This window comes from Streptomyces sp. NPDC003284 (genome assembly GCF_053589675.1).
Genome location: NZ_JBSFSI010000006.1, coordinates 243,610 through 258,715, shown reverse-complemented (window position 1 = coordinate 258,715; position 15,106 = coordinate 243,610). Strand labels below are relative to the sequence as shown.

Sequence of the window (15,106 nt, the reverse complement as noted above, 5' to 3'; positions counted from 1 at the left end):
CTGGACGGGTGAACAGCGCACATGGTACGTATGGCGGCGGAAGTTATACGTAACACTTCCGACGTCTACGTCCTGGAGGACACACGATGGCCGCGGGATTCGCGGGGTACCTGGAGATCCTCGGGGCGCGGCACGCCGCCCGGCTGCTGGCGGGCACGCTCGTGGGGCGGCTGCCGAACGCCACCGCGGCGATCGCGATCGTGCTGTTCGTGCGCGCCGAGGGGGGCTCGTACAGCCTGGCGGGGGCGCTGGCGGCGGTGTACGGCGTCGCCAACGCCGTGGGCCAGCCCGTCCTCGGCCGCCTGGTCGACCTGTACGGGCAGCCGCGCGTCCAGCTGCCCGCCGCGCTCGCCGCGGGCGCGGCCATGACCGTCTTCGCCTGCACCGGCACCGAGCCGCCCGCCCTGGCCTGGAGCGCCGTGGCCGCGGCCGGGCTCTTCACCCCGCCCCTGGAGGGCGGCCTGCGCGCCCTGTGGCCCGCCGTGCTGCGCCGCGAGGAGCAGCTGCACACGGCGTACGCCATGGACGCGGTGGCGCAGGAGGTCATGTTCACCGTCGGGCCGCTGCTGGTGACGCTGTGCGTGTCGCTGTGGTCCGCGCAGGCCGCCCTGGTGCTGCTGAACGCCGTGGGGGTGCTCGGCGCGCTGTCGGTGGTCCTCTCGCCGCCCTCGCGGGCGTGGCGTTCGGCGCCGCGCGAGGCGCACTGGCTGGGCGCGCTGCGCTCGCCCGGTCTGCTGGTGCTGCTGGGCGCGTTCCTGTTCGTCGGGATCGCGCTGGGCTCCATCACGGTGGCGGCGGTGCCGTACGCGGACGCGCACGGCGGTGACGCGGTGTACGGCTGGCTGATGGCGGCGCTGGGCCTGGGCGCGCTGGCCGGCGGTGCGGTCTACGGGGCGCGGGAGTGGCCGGGCGCGCCCGAGCGGCGACTGCGGGTGCTGGTGGCGCTTCTGGCGGTGTGTTACGTGCCGCTGACGCTGATGCCGGGCGCGGTGGCCATGGTGCTGCTGACGGTGGTCTCCGGGGTGTTCCTGGCGCCGTGCATCGCCTGCGCGTTCATCATCGTGGACCGGCACGCGCCGCGGGGGACGGTGACGGAGGCGTTCTCCTGGCTGGTGACCACGTTCACCGTGGGCACGTCGGTGGGGACCGGGGTCGCGGGACCGGTGGTCCAGTCGGGCGGCGCGCCGGGGGGATTCGCCCTGCCGGCCGTGGCGGGCGCCGTGTCGCTGCTGGTGCTGCTGGCCACCGGACCGGTCCTCGCACCTCCCGGTGGAGAGGCGGTCGTTGCCGCTTCATCGGAAAATGATCCAAATCGTGCTGCCGAACCCCGTTTCAGCTCGGGGGATCGGGCGTAATGTTCAGTCATGGACCGCCGCATTTTCGGGCTGGAGAACGAGTACGGCGTCACGTGCACGTTCAGGGGACAGCGCCGCCTGTCGCCTGACGAGGTGGCGCGGTACCTCTTCCGCCGTGTCGTGTCATGGGGCCGCAGCAGCAATGTCTTTCTGCGAAACGGCGCCCGGCTCTATCTCGACGTGGGGTCACATCCGGAATACGCCACACCCGAATGTGACAATGTGATCGAACTGGTCACCCACGACAAGGCCGGAGAGCGCATTCTCGAAGGACTCCTGGTAGACGCGGAACGACGCCTGCACGAGGAGGGAATCGCGGGCGACGTCTACCTCTTCAAGAACAACACGGACTCGGCGGGCAACTCCTACGGCTGCCACGAGAACTATCTGGTGGCGCGGCACGGGGAGTTCTCGAGGCTCGCGGACATCCTCATCCCGTTCCTGGTCACCCGGCAGCTGCTGTGCGGCGCCGGAAAGGTGCTCCAGACCCCGCGCGGGGCGGTGTACTGCGTGAGCCAGCGGGCCGAGCACATCTGGGAGGGCGTCTCCTCGGCGACGACCCGCTCCCGGCCCATCATCAACACCCGCGACGAACCCCACGCGGACGCCGAGCGCTACCGCCGGCTCCATGTGATCGTGGGCGACTCCAACATGTCCGAGACGACCATGCTGCTCAAGGTCGGCGCCACCGACCTGGTGCTGCGGATGATCGAGGCGGGCACCGTGATGCGCGACCTCACCCTGGAGAACCCGATCCGGGCGATCCGCGAGGTCAGCCACGACATCACGGGCCGCCGCAAGGTGCGCCTGGCCAGCGGCCGCGAGGCCTCCGCCCTGGAGGTGCAGCGGGAGTACTACGAGAAGGCCGTGGACTTCTGCGAGCGGCGCGGCATCCGCACCGGTGTGGTGGAGCGGGTGCTGGAGCTGTGGGGCCGCACGCTCGACGCGATCGAGGCGGAGGACCTCGACCGGATCGGCACCGAGATCGACTGGGTGATGAAGTACCAGCTGATCGAGCGCTACCGGGCCAAGCACAACATGACCATGTCGAATCCGAGGGTCGCTCAGATAGACCTCGCGTACCACGACATCCACCGCCGCCGGGGGCTGTACTACCTGCTGGAGAAGAAGGGCCGCGCCACCCGGATCTGCAACGACCTGAAGATCTTCGAGGGCAAGTCCGTGCCGCCGCAGACCACTCGGGCGCGGCTGCGCGGCGACTTCATCCGGCGGGCGCAGGAGCAGCGCCGGGACTTCACGGTCGACTGGGTGCATCTGAAGCTCAACGACCAGGCGCAGCGCACGGTGTTGTGCAAGGACCCGTTCCGTTCGGTCGACGACCGGGTCGAGAAGCTGATCGCCGGAATGTGAGCCCGCGGGACCGGCCGGGTCCCGCGGGGTGAGGCACGCGTTCCGCACGAATCACCGGAACGCCACACGGGCGCCGTACGTTTCACGTGCGGCGCCCTTCTCGACCCGTAGAGTTGCGCGCACGCCAACCACAAGATCGACCGATTACGAGGCCCACCGTGCGCCGACGCTCTCTGCTCCTCTTCGCCCCCGCGGGACTGGTCACCCTGGCCGCCTGCGGCAACGACAAGTCCGGCTCGGGCAGCGACGGTGACAGCGCCTCGCAGTCGCCGTCGCCCAGCGCGCCGGCGACCTCGTCGGCCGCGCCACCCCCGAAGATCGTCTCCGGCCCGCTCCCGGCGATCACCGCGGGCACCAAGTTCGGCGAGAAGCCGACCGTCGCCAAGGGCAGCGGCGCCCCGTCCAAGGACCTCGCGGTCAAGACGGTGATCGCCGGCGGCGGCCGCACCCTCGCGGAGAACGACTACGTGCAGGCGCACTACCTGGGCCAGGTCTGGGACACCGCGAAGGTCTTCGACAACTCCTACGACCGCAAGACGCCCCTGCTCATCCAGCTCGCCCAGGGCACGATCATCGACGGCTGGCGCTATGCGCTGGCCGGCAAGAAGGTCGGCAGCAGGGTGGAGTTCTCGGTGCCGCCGACCTGGGGCTACGGCGCGAATGGCAACGCCCAGGCGGGCATCAAGGGCACCGACACGCTGGTCTTCGTCGTCGATGTGCAGGACGCCTTCAACTCCAAGAGCTCCGCCAAGGGCAAGGACGTCCCGCAGAACGACGCGAACCTGCCGAAGGTCGGGACGAACACCGACGGCGCGGCGCCCTCCATCGACCTGCCGAAGACGGCGGCGCCCAAGAAGCTGGTCGCGGAGAACGTCATCGAGGGCGACGGCCCGGTCGTCAAGGCGGACAGCACCGTGCTCGTGCAGTACAAGGGCGTGCTGTGGGACGGCGGCAAGGAGTTCGACTCGACGTACAAGAGGAACCAGCTCACGTCGTTCTCGCTCCAGCAGGTCGTCAAGGGGTGGGCGCAGGGCCTGACCGGCAAGAAGGTCGGCAGCCGCGTCCTGATCGTCATCCCGCCGTCCCTGGGCTACGGCGACAACCCGCCGCCGGACAGCGGCATCAAGAAGGACTCGACACTGGTGTTCTCCGTGGACATCCTGGCCGCGATGTGAGCCGTCGGGGATGTAAGACTGTCGCCGTTGCCTTTCCGAGAGACAAGCAGGAGCTAGAGACGTGAGCATCGACAAGCCCGAGATCGACTTCCCGGGCGGCGAGCCCCCGGCGGACCTGGAGATCAAGGACATCTGGGAGGGCGACGGCGAGGTCGCGCAGGCGGGTCAGACCGTCACCGTCCACTACGTGGGCGTCGCCTTCAGCACCGGCGAGGAGTTCGACGCCAGCTGGAACCGCGGCACTCCCTTCCGCTTCCCGCTCGGCGGCGGCCGGGTCATCAAGGGCTGGGACCAGGGCGTGCAGGGCATGAAGGTCGGCGGCCGTCGCCAGCTGACCATCCCGGCCCACCTCGCCTACGGCGACCAGAGCCCGACCCCGGCCATCAAGCCCGGCGAGACCCTGATCTTCGTCGTGGACCTGCTCGGCGTCTGATCATCCCGGTCCGGCCGCCTGGGGCCCATGCCCGCCGGGCATGGGCCCTCGGCTTTGGTCACCGCGCCCCGGAGCGGTACGGTCATCGGCAGTAGGCACCATGAGGAAGGTGACGGGCGTCGATGGCGATTGCCAAGGCCGAGCGGCTGATGAATCTGGCGCTGTGCCTGCTGGGGACCCGCCGCCCGCTCAGCAAACGTGAGCTGCGCGAGTCCATCGAGGCGTATGTCGAGGCGTTCGGGCCCGAGCGGTCCGCCTCCGGGTCCGACGACTCCTTCAACCGCATGTTCGAGCGGGACAAGGACGATCTGCGCGAGCTGGGCCTGGTCATCGAGACCGTGGAGAGCCTGGACGGCGAGATCGGCTATCTGGCGCGCCGGGACAGCAACCGGCTGCCGCCCATCACCCTGGACGCCGAGGAGGCCGCCGCCCTCGGCCTGGCCGCCAAGGTCTGGCAGCAGGCCCGGCTGGCCGGTGCCGCCAGCGGCGCTCTGCAGAAGCTGCGCGCGGCCGGACTGCCCGAGGACGTCGACCCGTACGAGGCGCACAGCGCGCTGGAACCGCGCATCCCGGTGCACGAGGCGGCCTTCGAACCGCTGATGCTGGCCTGCCGCGACCGCCGCCCGGTGCTCTTCGACTACCGCAAGGCCAGCGCCGCCCGTCCCGAGCCCCGTCATGTCGAGCCGTGGGCCCTGGAGTGCTGGCGCGGCCACTGGTACCTGGCCGGGTTCGACCGCGACCGCGGCGCCGAGCGGGTGTTCCGGCTCTCCCGGATCACCGGCAAGGTGCGCTCGCGCGGCGCCCGCTTCACCGCGCCCGTCCCGGACGTCGTCACCGTCCGCGAGACCGTCGCGAGCTGGGCCGGGGAGATCGCCGACCGCTCGGCCCGCATCCGGCTGCGCTCGGGCGCGGGGTACCCCCTTCGGGCGAAGGCCACCGTCGTCCGGGAACTCGGCGACGGCTGGGACGAGTTGGAGATCCCGTACGGGCACGGACTGGATGCCTGGCTGGTGGAGTTCGGACCGGACGTGCTGGTGCTGGAACCGGCCGAGCTGCGCGCCGACGTGGTGGACCGGCTGCGCGCCGTGGCCAAGGGCTGAGGGGGAGCGAGCAACACTGTGGCAGGCAAACCGGTCAGGCCCGCGAACGCCATCGACCAGACCCGGCGGATGCTGTCCCTGGTGACGTATCTCAGGGAGCGGCCCGGCGCCCGGATCGAGGACGTCGCGCGCGCCTTCGGCATCAGCGAGGACGAGCTGGTCTCCGACCTCGATGTGCTGCCCATGTGCGGCACCAGCTTCCGCGGCGGCGACCTGCTCGACATCGACACCGACGGCGAGCGCATCTGGTGGCACAACCCCGCCGCGCTCGGCGCCGACGCCGCCGAGCCGCTGCGGCTGGCCGCCGACGAGGCGACCGCCCTGCTGGTGGCGGCCCGCGCGGTGGCGACCCTGCCGGGGCTGCGCGAGAGCGACCGGCAGGCCCTGCTGCGGGCGACCGCCAAGGTGGAGACGGCGGCGGGCGAGGCGGCGGGCGCCAGCTCGCGCCTCTCGGTCACCTTCGAGTCCGAGGGCGGCGTCTTCGCCGACGTCGACCGGGCCATCTCCGAGCGCCGCCGCCTGTGGATCCGCTACTACTCGCCCGCGCGCGACGAGGTCACCGAGCGCGAGATCGACCCCATCCGCCTGGTCAGCGTCGGGCACACGTACGTGGAGGCGTGGTGCCGCCGCTCCGAGGCGCGCCGCACCTTCCGGCTGGACCGCGTCGCCGAGATCAAGATCCTCGACGAGCCGTCGGCGCCCCCGGAGATAGAGCTGCGGGACCTGTCCGAGGCGCTGGTGCAGCCCGCGGCGGAGGACCCCGAGGTCGTCGTGGAGGTCGGTCCCGGCGGGCGCTGGGTCGCCGAGTACTACCCGCACGACAGCGCGGAGGAGCTGCCCGACGGGGGACTGCGCATCACCCTGCGCACCCCCGACCCGGCCTCGCTGCGCCGGCTGGCGCTGCGGCTGGGCCCGGACGGCCGGATCGTGGCGCCGGGCGCGCTGGCCGACAGCGCCCGGGAGGCGGCGCGCGAGGCGCTCGCGGCGTACGACGGCATCGCGGCACAGGCGGGACGCGGCGGCCCGGCCGGGCCGGGCCGGGGCGACGACAGGCGGGAGCAGGCGCTGTGAACGAGCCGACGGCAACGGCGAGCCAGGGCATGTCGGTGGCGACGGCCTTCGCCGGGATGCGCAACGTCACACCCGCGCTGTTCCGCGCCTGCTGCCCCGACTGCCGGGCCCGGTTCGAACTCGGCGCGGACGCGCTGCGCCTGGTCGTCGGCGCCACCAGCCGCACCACCTTCTACTCCTTCACCTGTCCCGAGTGCGCCGCCACCGTCCGCAAGCCGGCCGGGGAGCGCATCGTGGAGCTGCTCACCGGCGGCGGGGTCAGGACCCTGCGGCTGCACGCCGTCTGAGACCGCCCGGCGGCCGGTGCGGAGACGGTCCGCGGACCGTCTAGGCTCAGGGGCATGGTGTGGCCGATGATCGCGGTAGCTGCGGGGTTCGTGGGACTTGTCGTCCTCGGTGTGCTGGCGGTCCGGGTCTTCCTGGAGGCGCAGCGCCTCGGCCGGCAGGTGTCGGACTCGGCGCGGCGCATCAGCAGGGCGGCCGAGGACCTGGAGCGGGCGACGGTGAGCGCGGCGCGCGCCGCCGACTCCCTGTGAGGAGCACCGGGAACTCCTGTGAGGTCCCGAACGTCACTTCTGGTGGAGCACTGCGGCCTGTACCCACGCTGGTCCGGCTGGGTACGCTCTACGCGCGGCCCGGGAAACGAGGCACGGTCCGCACGGCACGAGTACACGTGGGGATGGTCTCGCGTTCATCCCCGGGCGATACGATCGCTGTCAGCACGATGGCCAGACACCTGCCCGTCCCGTCGGGCAGGCCCAGCCGCCCCGCCTCAGTGAGAAGGTGAAGACTGATGTTCCGCAACGCACTCGAGCCGTGGCACCTGGTGCTGTTGATTCTCGTGATCGTCCTCGTGTTCGGCTCGAAGAAGCTTCCGGACATGGCCCGTTCGCTCGGCAAGTCCGCGCGCATCCTCAAGAGCGAGGCCAAGGCGATGAAGGGCGAGGGCAAGGCGTCCTCGACCGCCGCCCAGCCGGCCGAGGAGGAGCAGGCGCAGCAGGCGCAGCGCACGATCCAGGCGGCCCCCGGTGAAGTGTCCACCTCCCGCCCGGTCGGTGAGCCGACGGACACGACCACCCAGCGCTGACGCGAGGACCGGGACCTTCTCCGGTCCACTGCACGAGATGAGGAAGTGGGTTGCTCAAACCTGCCCTTAAAAAGGAGAGGGATCCCGAGGGGCGCATGCCGCTCGCGGACCACTTGCGCGAGCTGCGCAACCGGCTCGCGAAGGGTGTCCTGGCGATCCTCGTCGTGACGGTGGCGGCGGCCTTCTACTACAAGGACATCACCGACTTCATCACCCGGCCGGTGCTGGACTCCATCGGATGCCCGGACTCGTTCGGGAATCTGGCCAAGTCGAAGGACGTGCACTGCGCGCACCTCACCGTCAGCGGCCTGCTGGCGCCCTTCACCCTGGCCCTGAAGGTCGCGCTGACGACGGGCATCGTGCTGGCGTCGCCGGTGTGGCTGTACCAGCTGTGGGCGTTCGTGGCGCCCGGTCTGCACCGCAACGAGAAGAAGTACGCCTACGCCTTCGTGGCGTTCGGCTTCCCTCTCTTCCTCGCCGGCGGCTACCTCGCCTACAACGTGCTGCCGACGACGGCGAAGTTCCTGATCGACCTGACGCCCAGCAACGCCGAGAACCTGCTGCCCCTGGACGATCTGCTCGACCTGAGCATCCGCATGGTCGTCGTCTTCGGCCTCGCCTTCGAGATGCCGCTGCTGCTGATCATGCTCAACCTCACCGGTGTGCTGTCCGGCCGGCGCATGCTCGGCTGGTGGCGCGGCATGATCGTCGGTATCGCGGCCTTCGCCGCCGTGGCCACGCCCAGCCCGGACCCGGGGACCATGCTGTCCCTCGCGGCACCGATCTGGGGACTGTTCTTCATCGCCGTGGGCTTCTCCATGCTGAACGACCGCCGCAAGCAGCGGCGCGCGGGAGGCGGCCTGTCCGACGACGAGGCCTCCGACCTCGACCTCACGCCCGAGGACATCGGCGAGACCGAGCCCGTCGGTGCCGGCCGGTCGGTGCCCGAGCAGTCCGCCCCCGAGCGGGTCAACGGCTACGACGACGTGACCTGACCCCGGCCTCACCCGACCCCGGCGTCCGCAGGCGTCCGCGAGGGCCGGCCCCTCGCCCCGCGAGCGGCCGGCCCTCGCGTGTGCCGGGCCGCCGGTCAGGGCCCGGCCGCCCGGGGCCGGACCCGGCCGGGCGGGGGATCGGGATAATGATCGTCCTGTTGTCGGTGCGGCCCGGTACGCTCGAAAGCACGATGACTCAGGACCTCTCACCGGCCGAGCGGTACGCGGCAGCGCGCAGACGAGCTGCCGAGCAGGCCACCGCGCTCGCGGGCTTCCGCGAGATGTACGACTTCGGCCTCGACCCGTTCCAGATCGAGGCCTGCCAGGCCCTGGAGGCGGGCAAGGGCGTGCTGGTCGCCGCGCCCACCGGCTCCGGCAAGACGATCGTGGGCGAGTTCGCCGTCCATCTCGCCCTCCAGCAGGGCAAGAAGTGCTTCTACACGACACCCATCAAGGCGCTGTCCAACCAGAAGTACTCCGACCTGTGCCGCCGCTACGGCAGCGACAAGGTGGGCCTGCTCACCGGCGACAACAGCGTGAACTCCGACGCCCCGGTGGTCGTGATGACCACCGAGGTCCTGCGGAACATGCTGTACGCGGGCTCCCAGACGCTGCGCGGCCTCGGCTATGTGGTCATGGACGAGGTGCACTACCTCTCCGACCGCTTCCGCGGCGCCGTCTGGGAGGAGGTGATCATCCACCTGCCCGAGTCGGTGACGCTGGTGTCACTGTCGGCGACCGTGTCCAACGCCGAGGAGTTCGGTGACTGGCTGGACACCGTCCGCGGCGACACCGAGGTGATCGTCTCCGAGCACCGCCCCGTCCCGCTGTTCCAGCACGTGCTGGCCGGGCGCCGGATGTACGACCTGTTCGAGGAGGGCGAGGGCCACAAGAAGGCCGTCAACCCCGACCTCATGCGCATGGCCCGCACGGAGGCCAGCAGGCCGTCGTACCAGGACCGCAGACGCGGCCGGAACATGCGCGAGGCGGACCGCGAGCGCGAGCGCCGCCAGCGCACCCGGATCTGGACGCCGGGCCGCCCCGAGGTGATCGAGCGGCTCGACGCCGAGGGCCTGCTGCCCGCCATCACCTTCATCTTCAGCCGTGCCGCCTGCGAGGCCGCCGTCCAGCAGTGCCTGTACGCGGGTCTCAGGCTCAACGACGAGGAGGCACGGGAGCGGGTCCGCGCCCTCGTCGAGGAGCGCACCGCCGCCATCCCGCGCGAGGACCTGCACGTCCTCGGCTACTACGAATGGCTGGAGGGCTTGGAGCGCGGCATCGCCGCCCACCACGCCGGGATGCTCCCGACCTTCAAGGAGGTCGTCGAGGAGCTGTTCGTGCGCGGTCTGGTCAAGGCGGTCTTCGCCACCGAGACCCTGGCCCTGGGCATCAACATGCCCGCTCGCTCGGTGGTCCTGGAGAAGCTCGTCAAGTGGAACGGCGAGCAGCACGCCGACATCACCCCCGGCGAGTACACCCAGCTCACCGGCCGGGCCGGGCGCCGCGGCATCGACGTCGAGGGGCACGCGGTGGTGCTGTGGCAGCGCGCCATGAACCCCGAGCACCTGGCGGGGCTGGCGGGCACGCGTACGTATCCGCTGCGCTCCAGCTTCAAGCCGTCGTACAACATGGCGGTCAACCTGGTCGAGCAGTTCGGCCGGCACCGCTCGCGGGAGCTGCTGGAGACCTCCTTCGCGCAGTTCCAGGCGGACCGCTCGGTCGTCGGCATCTCCCGGCAGGTGCAGCGCAACGAGGAGGGCCTGTCGGGCTACAAGGAGTCGATGACCTGCCATCTCGGCGACTTCACGGAGTACGCGCGACTGCGCCGCGAGCTGAAGGACCGGGAGAACGAACTGGCCCGCCAGGGCGCCACCCAGCGGCGGGCCGAGGCCGCCGTGGCGCTGGAGAAGCTCAAGCCCGGTGACGTCATCCATGTGCCCACCGGCAAGTTCGCGGGCCTGGCGCTGGTGCTGGATCCGGGGCTGCCGGCCGGCCGTTCCCACGGGCATCGCGGCTTCGATCACCAGGACGGCCCGCGTCCGCTGGTGCTGACCGCCGAGCGCCAGGTCAAGCGGCTGGCCGCCATCGACTTCCCGGTGCCGGTGGAGCCGCTGGAGCGGATGCGGATCCCGAAGTCGTTCAATCCGCGTTCCCCGCAGTCCCGCCGCGACCTGGCCTCCGCGCTGCGCACCAAGGCCGGGCACATCCCGCCCGAGCGGCACCGCAAGCGGCGCTCGCAGGCGGTCGACGACCGCGAGATCGCCCGGCTGCGCAGCGACCTGCGGGCCCACCCGTGCCACGGCTGCGACGACCGCGAGGACCACGCCCGCTGGGCCGAGCGCTACCACCGGCTGATGCGGGACACCCGGCAGCTGGAGCACCGTATCGAGGGCCGTACGAACACCATCGCGCGCACCTTCGACCGGATCGTCGCGCTCCTGACCGAGCTGGACTATCTGCGCGGTGACGAGGTGACCGAGCACGGCAAGCGCCTGGCCCGGCTCTACGGCGAACTCGACCTGCTCGCCAGCGAATGCCTGCGCGAGCGGGTGTGGGAGGACCTGGGCCCGGCCGAACTCGCCGCGTGCGTCTCGGCGTTGGTGTACGAGGCGCGGGCCGCCGACGACGCCATGGCGCCCAAGCTGCCCTCGGGCCGGGCGAAGGCCGCGCTCGGGGAGATGGTGCGCATCTGGGGCCGTCTGGACGCCCTGGAGGAGGACTTCCGGATCAGCCAGACCGAGGGCGTCGGCCAGCGCGAGCCCGACCTCGGCTTCGCCTGGGCCGCGTACATGTGGGCGTCGGGCAAGGGCCTCGACGAGGTGCTGCGCGAGGCGGAGATGCCGGCCGGCGACTTCGTGCGCTGGTGCAAGCAGGTCATCGACGTCCTCGGGCAGATCGCGGCGGCGGCTCCCACGGAGGACTCCACCGTGGCGAAGAACGCGCGCAAGGCGGTCGACGGCCTGCTGAGGGGAGTGGTCGCCTACTCGTCGGTCGGGTGAGTCCACCCGTCCCGGGGCCCTGGGGCGTGACGGTGTGCGGTCGGTCCGCGCACGGTCACGCCCCAGGGCCTTTTCGCGCCCGTCCCGGTGACGGGCCGTCGTATGCCCGTACGCCGTCACGTTCGGTGTTCGAACGATTCCGAGGCGTGCGAAACGGCCGAGGGTACTCCAGTCTCCCGGCCCGTTTCAGGTGGTTGCCGAAGATGACACGGCGTTGATCCGGTCGGACTAAGCTCGCCCGCAGCGCACCGAGTTGATGGGTATTCGTGCGTTTGTTCCCCAATGTTCCCCCTGTTCCGAAGGTGCGGCAGTCCGCCGACCCACCCGGCCCGACGCTGCCCCGAACCACCCCCGCCGATTCATCTCAGAAGGCTTACATGGTGAGTGTCCAATCGCCTCCCGGCAGCCGCGAACTTCCCCGCGCACGCGTGCTGCTGCTCCCGGTCATACTGATGGCGGCGGCCACCGGCGCCGCCGTCGCCCTGGTGGCGGACCCGGCCCGCCTCGCCGTGGGCTGCTGCGGCGCCCTCGCCACCCTCCTGGTGCTTCTCGCGGCCGCCGAAGCGGTGCGCCGCGGCCGCACCGTACGCGAGCAGCGGGCCGAGCACGCCCGGCAGACCGACTACCTGAAGCGGCGCATCGCCGGCCACGACGAGGAGATCTCCTACCTGGCCTCGGAGATCCTCCCGGCCGCCGTCGCCTATCTGCGCGCCAGCCACACCCCGCGCGAGGTCATGCGCGACCTCATCGACGGCGACCCGGAGTGGTGCCGGATCCCGGAGCCGCAGCGCGCGGTGGTCCGCATGATCCTCAAGATCGTGGACCAGGAGGAGTCCATGCGGGACTCCACGCAGCGCTCCTTCGTCAGCATCGCCCGCCGGGTGCAGGCGATCGTGCACCAGCAGGCCAAGGAACTGCGGGAGATGGAGGAGGACCACGGCCGCAGCCCCGAGGTCTTCGACGACCTGCTGCGCATCGACCACGGCACTGCGCTGATCGGCCGCCTCGCCGACTCCATCTCCGTCCTCGGCGGCGGCCGCCCCGGCCGCCAGTGGCCCAACCCGGTCACGCTCTACAGCGTGCTGCGCGGCGCCATGTCCCGGATCCTGGAGTACCGGCGCATCGAGCTGCACTCCATCGCCAAGGTCAACATCAAGGGCACCGACGTCGAGCCGGTCATCCACGCCGCCGCCGAACTCCTCGACAACGCCACCCGCTACTCGCCCCCGCAGACCAAGGTGCACGTGACCGCCGTGGAGGTGCAGAGCGGCGTCGCCATCGAGATCGAGGACGGCGGCGTCAGCCTCAACGAGGAGTCCCGCGCCCGGATCGAGAAGATGGTCGAGGCGGCCAAGGCCGGGGTCGACCTCCAGGAGCTGGCCGAGAGCCCGCGGCTCGGCCTCGCCGTCGTCGGCCGCCTGTGCACGGCGTACAAGATGCAGGTCTCCCTGCGGGCCTCCGCGTACGGCGGGGTCCGCGCCGTCCTCGTCGTGCCCAGCGACATGATGACCACCGATCCGGCCCCCGGGCTCGCCCACGGCATCGGCGCCACCTCCATCCCGCGGCCCGGCGAGGACGCCGTCGAGGGACCCAAGCGCGCCCCCAAGAAGCGCCGCCCCACCAGCCCGCGCATCCCCGCCTCGGTCCCGATGGAGGACGAGGTCCCCGAGGTCACCGAGTGGACGCCGGGCGGCCTGCCGCAGCGCCGCAGCCGGGTCAAGACCCCGCTCAGCCAGCGCATCGCCGAACAGGCCGCCGTCGAACGGGCCGAGTTGGAGGGCGGCTCCGTGTGGAGCACGCCCCGGGCCGCCGTCCCCCAGCCCGCGCAGCCGGAGACCGAGCCCGGCCTGTGGGTGGAGGCGTTCTGGGACGGCCTGAAGAAGGACAACCCGGGCCCGGACCCGACCGCGTTCACCCAGGACCCGACCGCGTTCCTGCACCTGATCGAGAAGCCGGCCCGTGACGGAGCCGACGACGAGGGGGACCTCAAGTGATCCAGCAGCGTGCCAACTTCGACTGGATGCTCAAGGAGCTGAACGACGGCGTACCGGGCATCGAGATGATCGTGGTGCTCTCCGCCGACGGCCTGCGCATCGCCCGCTACGGCGGTGACCCGGACGCGGCCGACCGGGTCGCCGCGGCCTGCGCGGGGCTCCAGAGCCTGGCGAGCGCCGTCGCCGTCGAGATCCCCGACAGCGACGGCCGGATGAAGCTGGTCATCATCGAGATCGACGGCGGCTACTTCTACCTGATGTCCGCCGGGGCCAACGCCTACCTGGCGGTACTCGCCGACATCCGCACCGAACCCGGCATGATGAGCGCCCGGATGCGCGATCTCGTGGTCCGGATCGGAGCCCACCTGACCAGTCCGCCCCGGCGCGGTGGGCAGACCGTATGACCCCTCCGCGACGCCAGAGGCGCTACCCCGCACACGAACCGCCGCCGCCCAGACCCGCCGAGCAGGGCGAGGAGCGGAACCCGGAGCGGCTGTACGTCGTGGCCGGTGCGGGCGAGGACGGTGCCCGCGCCGCCCTCGACCTGGTGACCCTCGTGGTGGCACGCGCCGAACCGCCGCCGTCCGCCACCCCCGAGCAGGCGGCGCTGCTGCGGCTGTGCGCCGCCCCGCTGTCCGTGGCCGAACTCTCGGCCTACCTCAACCTGCCGTTCAGCGCGATGACGGTCCTGATCACCGAGCTGCTGACGGCCGAACTGGTCCAGGCGCGTGCCCCGATCGTGCGCCAGGCGGTCCCCGACCGTTCCCTCCTCGAAGCGGTGATGCATGGACTTCAACGGCTCTGACACCCTCCCCGGCCCGCGCACCGGTGACCATCTCCCGCACACGGCCCAGGCCGCGGTGAAGATCGTCATCGTCGGCGGGTTCGGGGTCGGCAAGACGACGATGGTGGGCTCGGTCAGCGAGATCAGGCCGCTGACCACCGAGGAGACCATGACCCAGGCCGGGATCGGGGTCGACGACGACTACGGCTCCGACTCCAAGACGGCCACCACGGTCGCCATGGACTTCGGCCGTATCAGCATCACCGACCAACTGGTGCTCTACCTCTTCGGCACGCCCGGCCAGGAACGCTTCTGGTTCCTGTGGAACGGCCTGTTCGAGGGGGCGCTCGGCGCGGTCGTCCTGGTCGACACCCGCCGTCTGGAGGTCAGCTTCGACGTGATGGGCCGGCTGGAGGAGCGCGGTGTGCCCTTCGTGGTGGCCATCAACTCCTTCCCGGACGGCCCCCGTTACCCGATCGCCGAACTGCGTACGGCGCTGGATCTGTCGGAGGAGATCCCGATGGTCGAGTGCGACGTACGGCGCCGGGCCTCCAGCCGGGACGTGCTGATGACCCTCATGCGCTTCCTGCACTCCCTGGCCATGACGGGCCCGCGCACCTGAGCGGCCCGTGACACTCCCGGCTCTTCTCGGCCCCCTGTCTGTTCCTGTTCCCCTGTTCCCCTGTTCCCCTGTTCCCCTGTTCCCCTGTTCCCCTGTTCCGCCCTCCGTCTCTCCTTCCGT

At 71.2% G+C, this 15,106-nt stretch carries 15 protein-coding genes; all 15 read left to right on the top strand.

Annotated features, from left to right (window positions below; all coding sequences use genetic code 11):
* The first annotated feature begins 86 nt into the window (after positions 1 to 86).
* The 15 genes from ACWDYF_RS16020 (at position 87) to ACWDYF_RS15950 (ending at position 14,986) form a co-directional block, all read left to right on the top strand.
* Entirely contained in the window at positions 87 to 1,355 is a 1,269-nt protein-coding gene (locus tag ACWDYF_RS16020; RefSeq protein WP_389464082.1) for an MFS transporter, read from the top strand.
* Between the two features lie 9 nt (positions 1,356 to 1,364).
* Entirely contained in the window at positions 1,365 to 2,726 is a 1,362-nt protein-coding gene (gene pafA, locus ACWDYF_RS16015; protein ID WP_026252952.1) for a Pup--protein ligase, read from the top strand.
* A gap of 158 nt (positions 2,727 to 2,884) precedes the next feature.
* A complete protein-coding gene (locus ACWDYF_RS16010) occupies positions 2,885 to 3,901 on the top strand; it encodes an FKBP-type peptidyl-prolyl cis-trans isomerase (RefSeq protein ID WP_381737007.1) in 1,017 nt (338 codons plus the stop codon).
* Between the two features lie 61 nt (positions 3,902 to 3,962).
* On the top strand, positions 3,963 to 4,334 hold the full coding sequence (locus tag ACWDYF_RS16005) for an FKBP-type peptidyl-prolyl cis-trans isomerase (protein ID WP_018570341.1): 372 nt from the start codon (positions 3,963 to 3,965) through the stop codon (positions 4,332 to 4,334).
* 122 nt (positions 4,335 to 4,456) lie between these two features.
* Positions 4,457 to 5,434, top strand: coding sequence for a helix-turn-helix transcriptional regulator (locus tag ACWDYF_RS16000; RefSeq protein WP_018570340.1), 978 nt, complete (start codon positions 4,457 to 4,459; stop codon positions 5,432 to 5,434).
* Between the two features lie 18 nt (positions 5,435 to 5,452).
* Positions 5,453 to 6,505: a helix-turn-helix transcriptional regulator gene (locus tag ACWDYF_RS15995; protein WP_389464085.1), complete on the top strand. Its 1,053-nt coding sequence runs from the start codon at positions 5,453 to 5,455 to the stop codon at positions 6,503 to 6,505.
* Positions 6,506 to 6,534: 29 nt separating this feature from the next.
* Positions 6,535 to 6,792, top strand: coding sequence for a hypothetical protein (locus ACWDYF_RS15990; protein WP_051115958.1), 258 nt, complete (start codon positions 6,535 to 6,537; stop codon positions 6,790 to 6,792).
* 54 nt (positions 6,793 to 6,846) lie between these two features.
* Positions 6,847 to 7,041: a hypothetical protein gene (locus ACWDYF_RS15985; RefSeq protein ID WP_018570337.1), complete on the top strand. Its 195-nt coding sequence runs from the start codon at positions 6,847 to 6,849 to the stop codon at positions 7,039 to 7,041.
* Positions 7,042 to 7,298: 257 nt separating this feature from the next.
* A complete protein-coding gene (tatA, locus tag ACWDYF_RS15980) occupies positions 7,299 to 7,592 on the top strand; it encodes a Sec-independent protein translocase subunit TatA (protein ID WP_018570336.1) in 294 nt (97 codons plus the stop codon).
* Between the two features lie 95 nt (positions 7,593 to 7,687).
* Positions 7,688 to 8,587 (top strand): twin-arginine translocase subunit TatC, encoded by a 900-nt coding sequence (tatC, locus tag ACWDYF_RS15975; protein WP_389464087.1) that lies wholly within the window; start codon positions 7,688 to 7,690, stop codon positions 8,585 to 8,587.
* A gap of 146 nt (positions 8,588 to 8,733) precedes the next feature.
* Positions 8,734 to 11,586: a DEAD/DEAH box helicase gene (locus tag ACWDYF_RS15970; RefSeq protein ID WP_389464089.1), complete on the top strand. Its 2,853-nt coding sequence runs from the start codon at positions 8,734 to 8,736 to the stop codon at positions 11,584 to 11,586.
* Positions 11,587 to 11,963: 377 nt separating this feature from the next.
* Entirely contained in the window at positions 11,964 to 13,580 is a 1,617-nt protein-coding gene (locus ACWDYF_RS15965) for a sensor histidine kinase (RefSeq protein WP_078531246.1), read from the top strand.
* Positions 13,577 to 13,984 (top strand): roadblock/LC7 domain-containing protein, encoded by a 408-nt coding sequence (locus tag ACWDYF_RS15960; RefSeq protein WP_018570332.1) that lies wholly within the window; start codon positions 13,577 to 13,579, stop codon positions 13,982 to 13,984. The genes ACWDYF_RS15965 and ACWDYF_RS15960 overlap by 4 nt, the downstream gene beginning before the upstream one ends.
* Positions 13,981 to 14,385, top strand: a complete 405-nt coding sequence (locus tag ACWDYF_RS15955) for a DUF742 domain-containing protein (RefSeq protein ID WP_026252950.1) — start codon at positions 13,981 to 13,983, stop codon at positions 14,383 to 14,385. Before ACWDYF_RS15960 ends, ACWDYF_RS15955 begins: the two co-directional genes overlap by 4 nt.
* Complete coding sequence (locus ACWDYF_RS15950) at positions 14,366 to 14,986, top strand: GTP-binding protein (RefSeq protein ID WP_037896622.1); 621 nt, start codon at positions 14,366 to 14,368, stop codon at positions 14,984 to 14,986. Before ACWDYF_RS15955 ends, ACWDYF_RS15950 begins: the two co-directional genes overlap by 20 nt.
* The last annotated feature ends 120 nt before the right edge of the window (positions 14,987 to 15,106 follow it).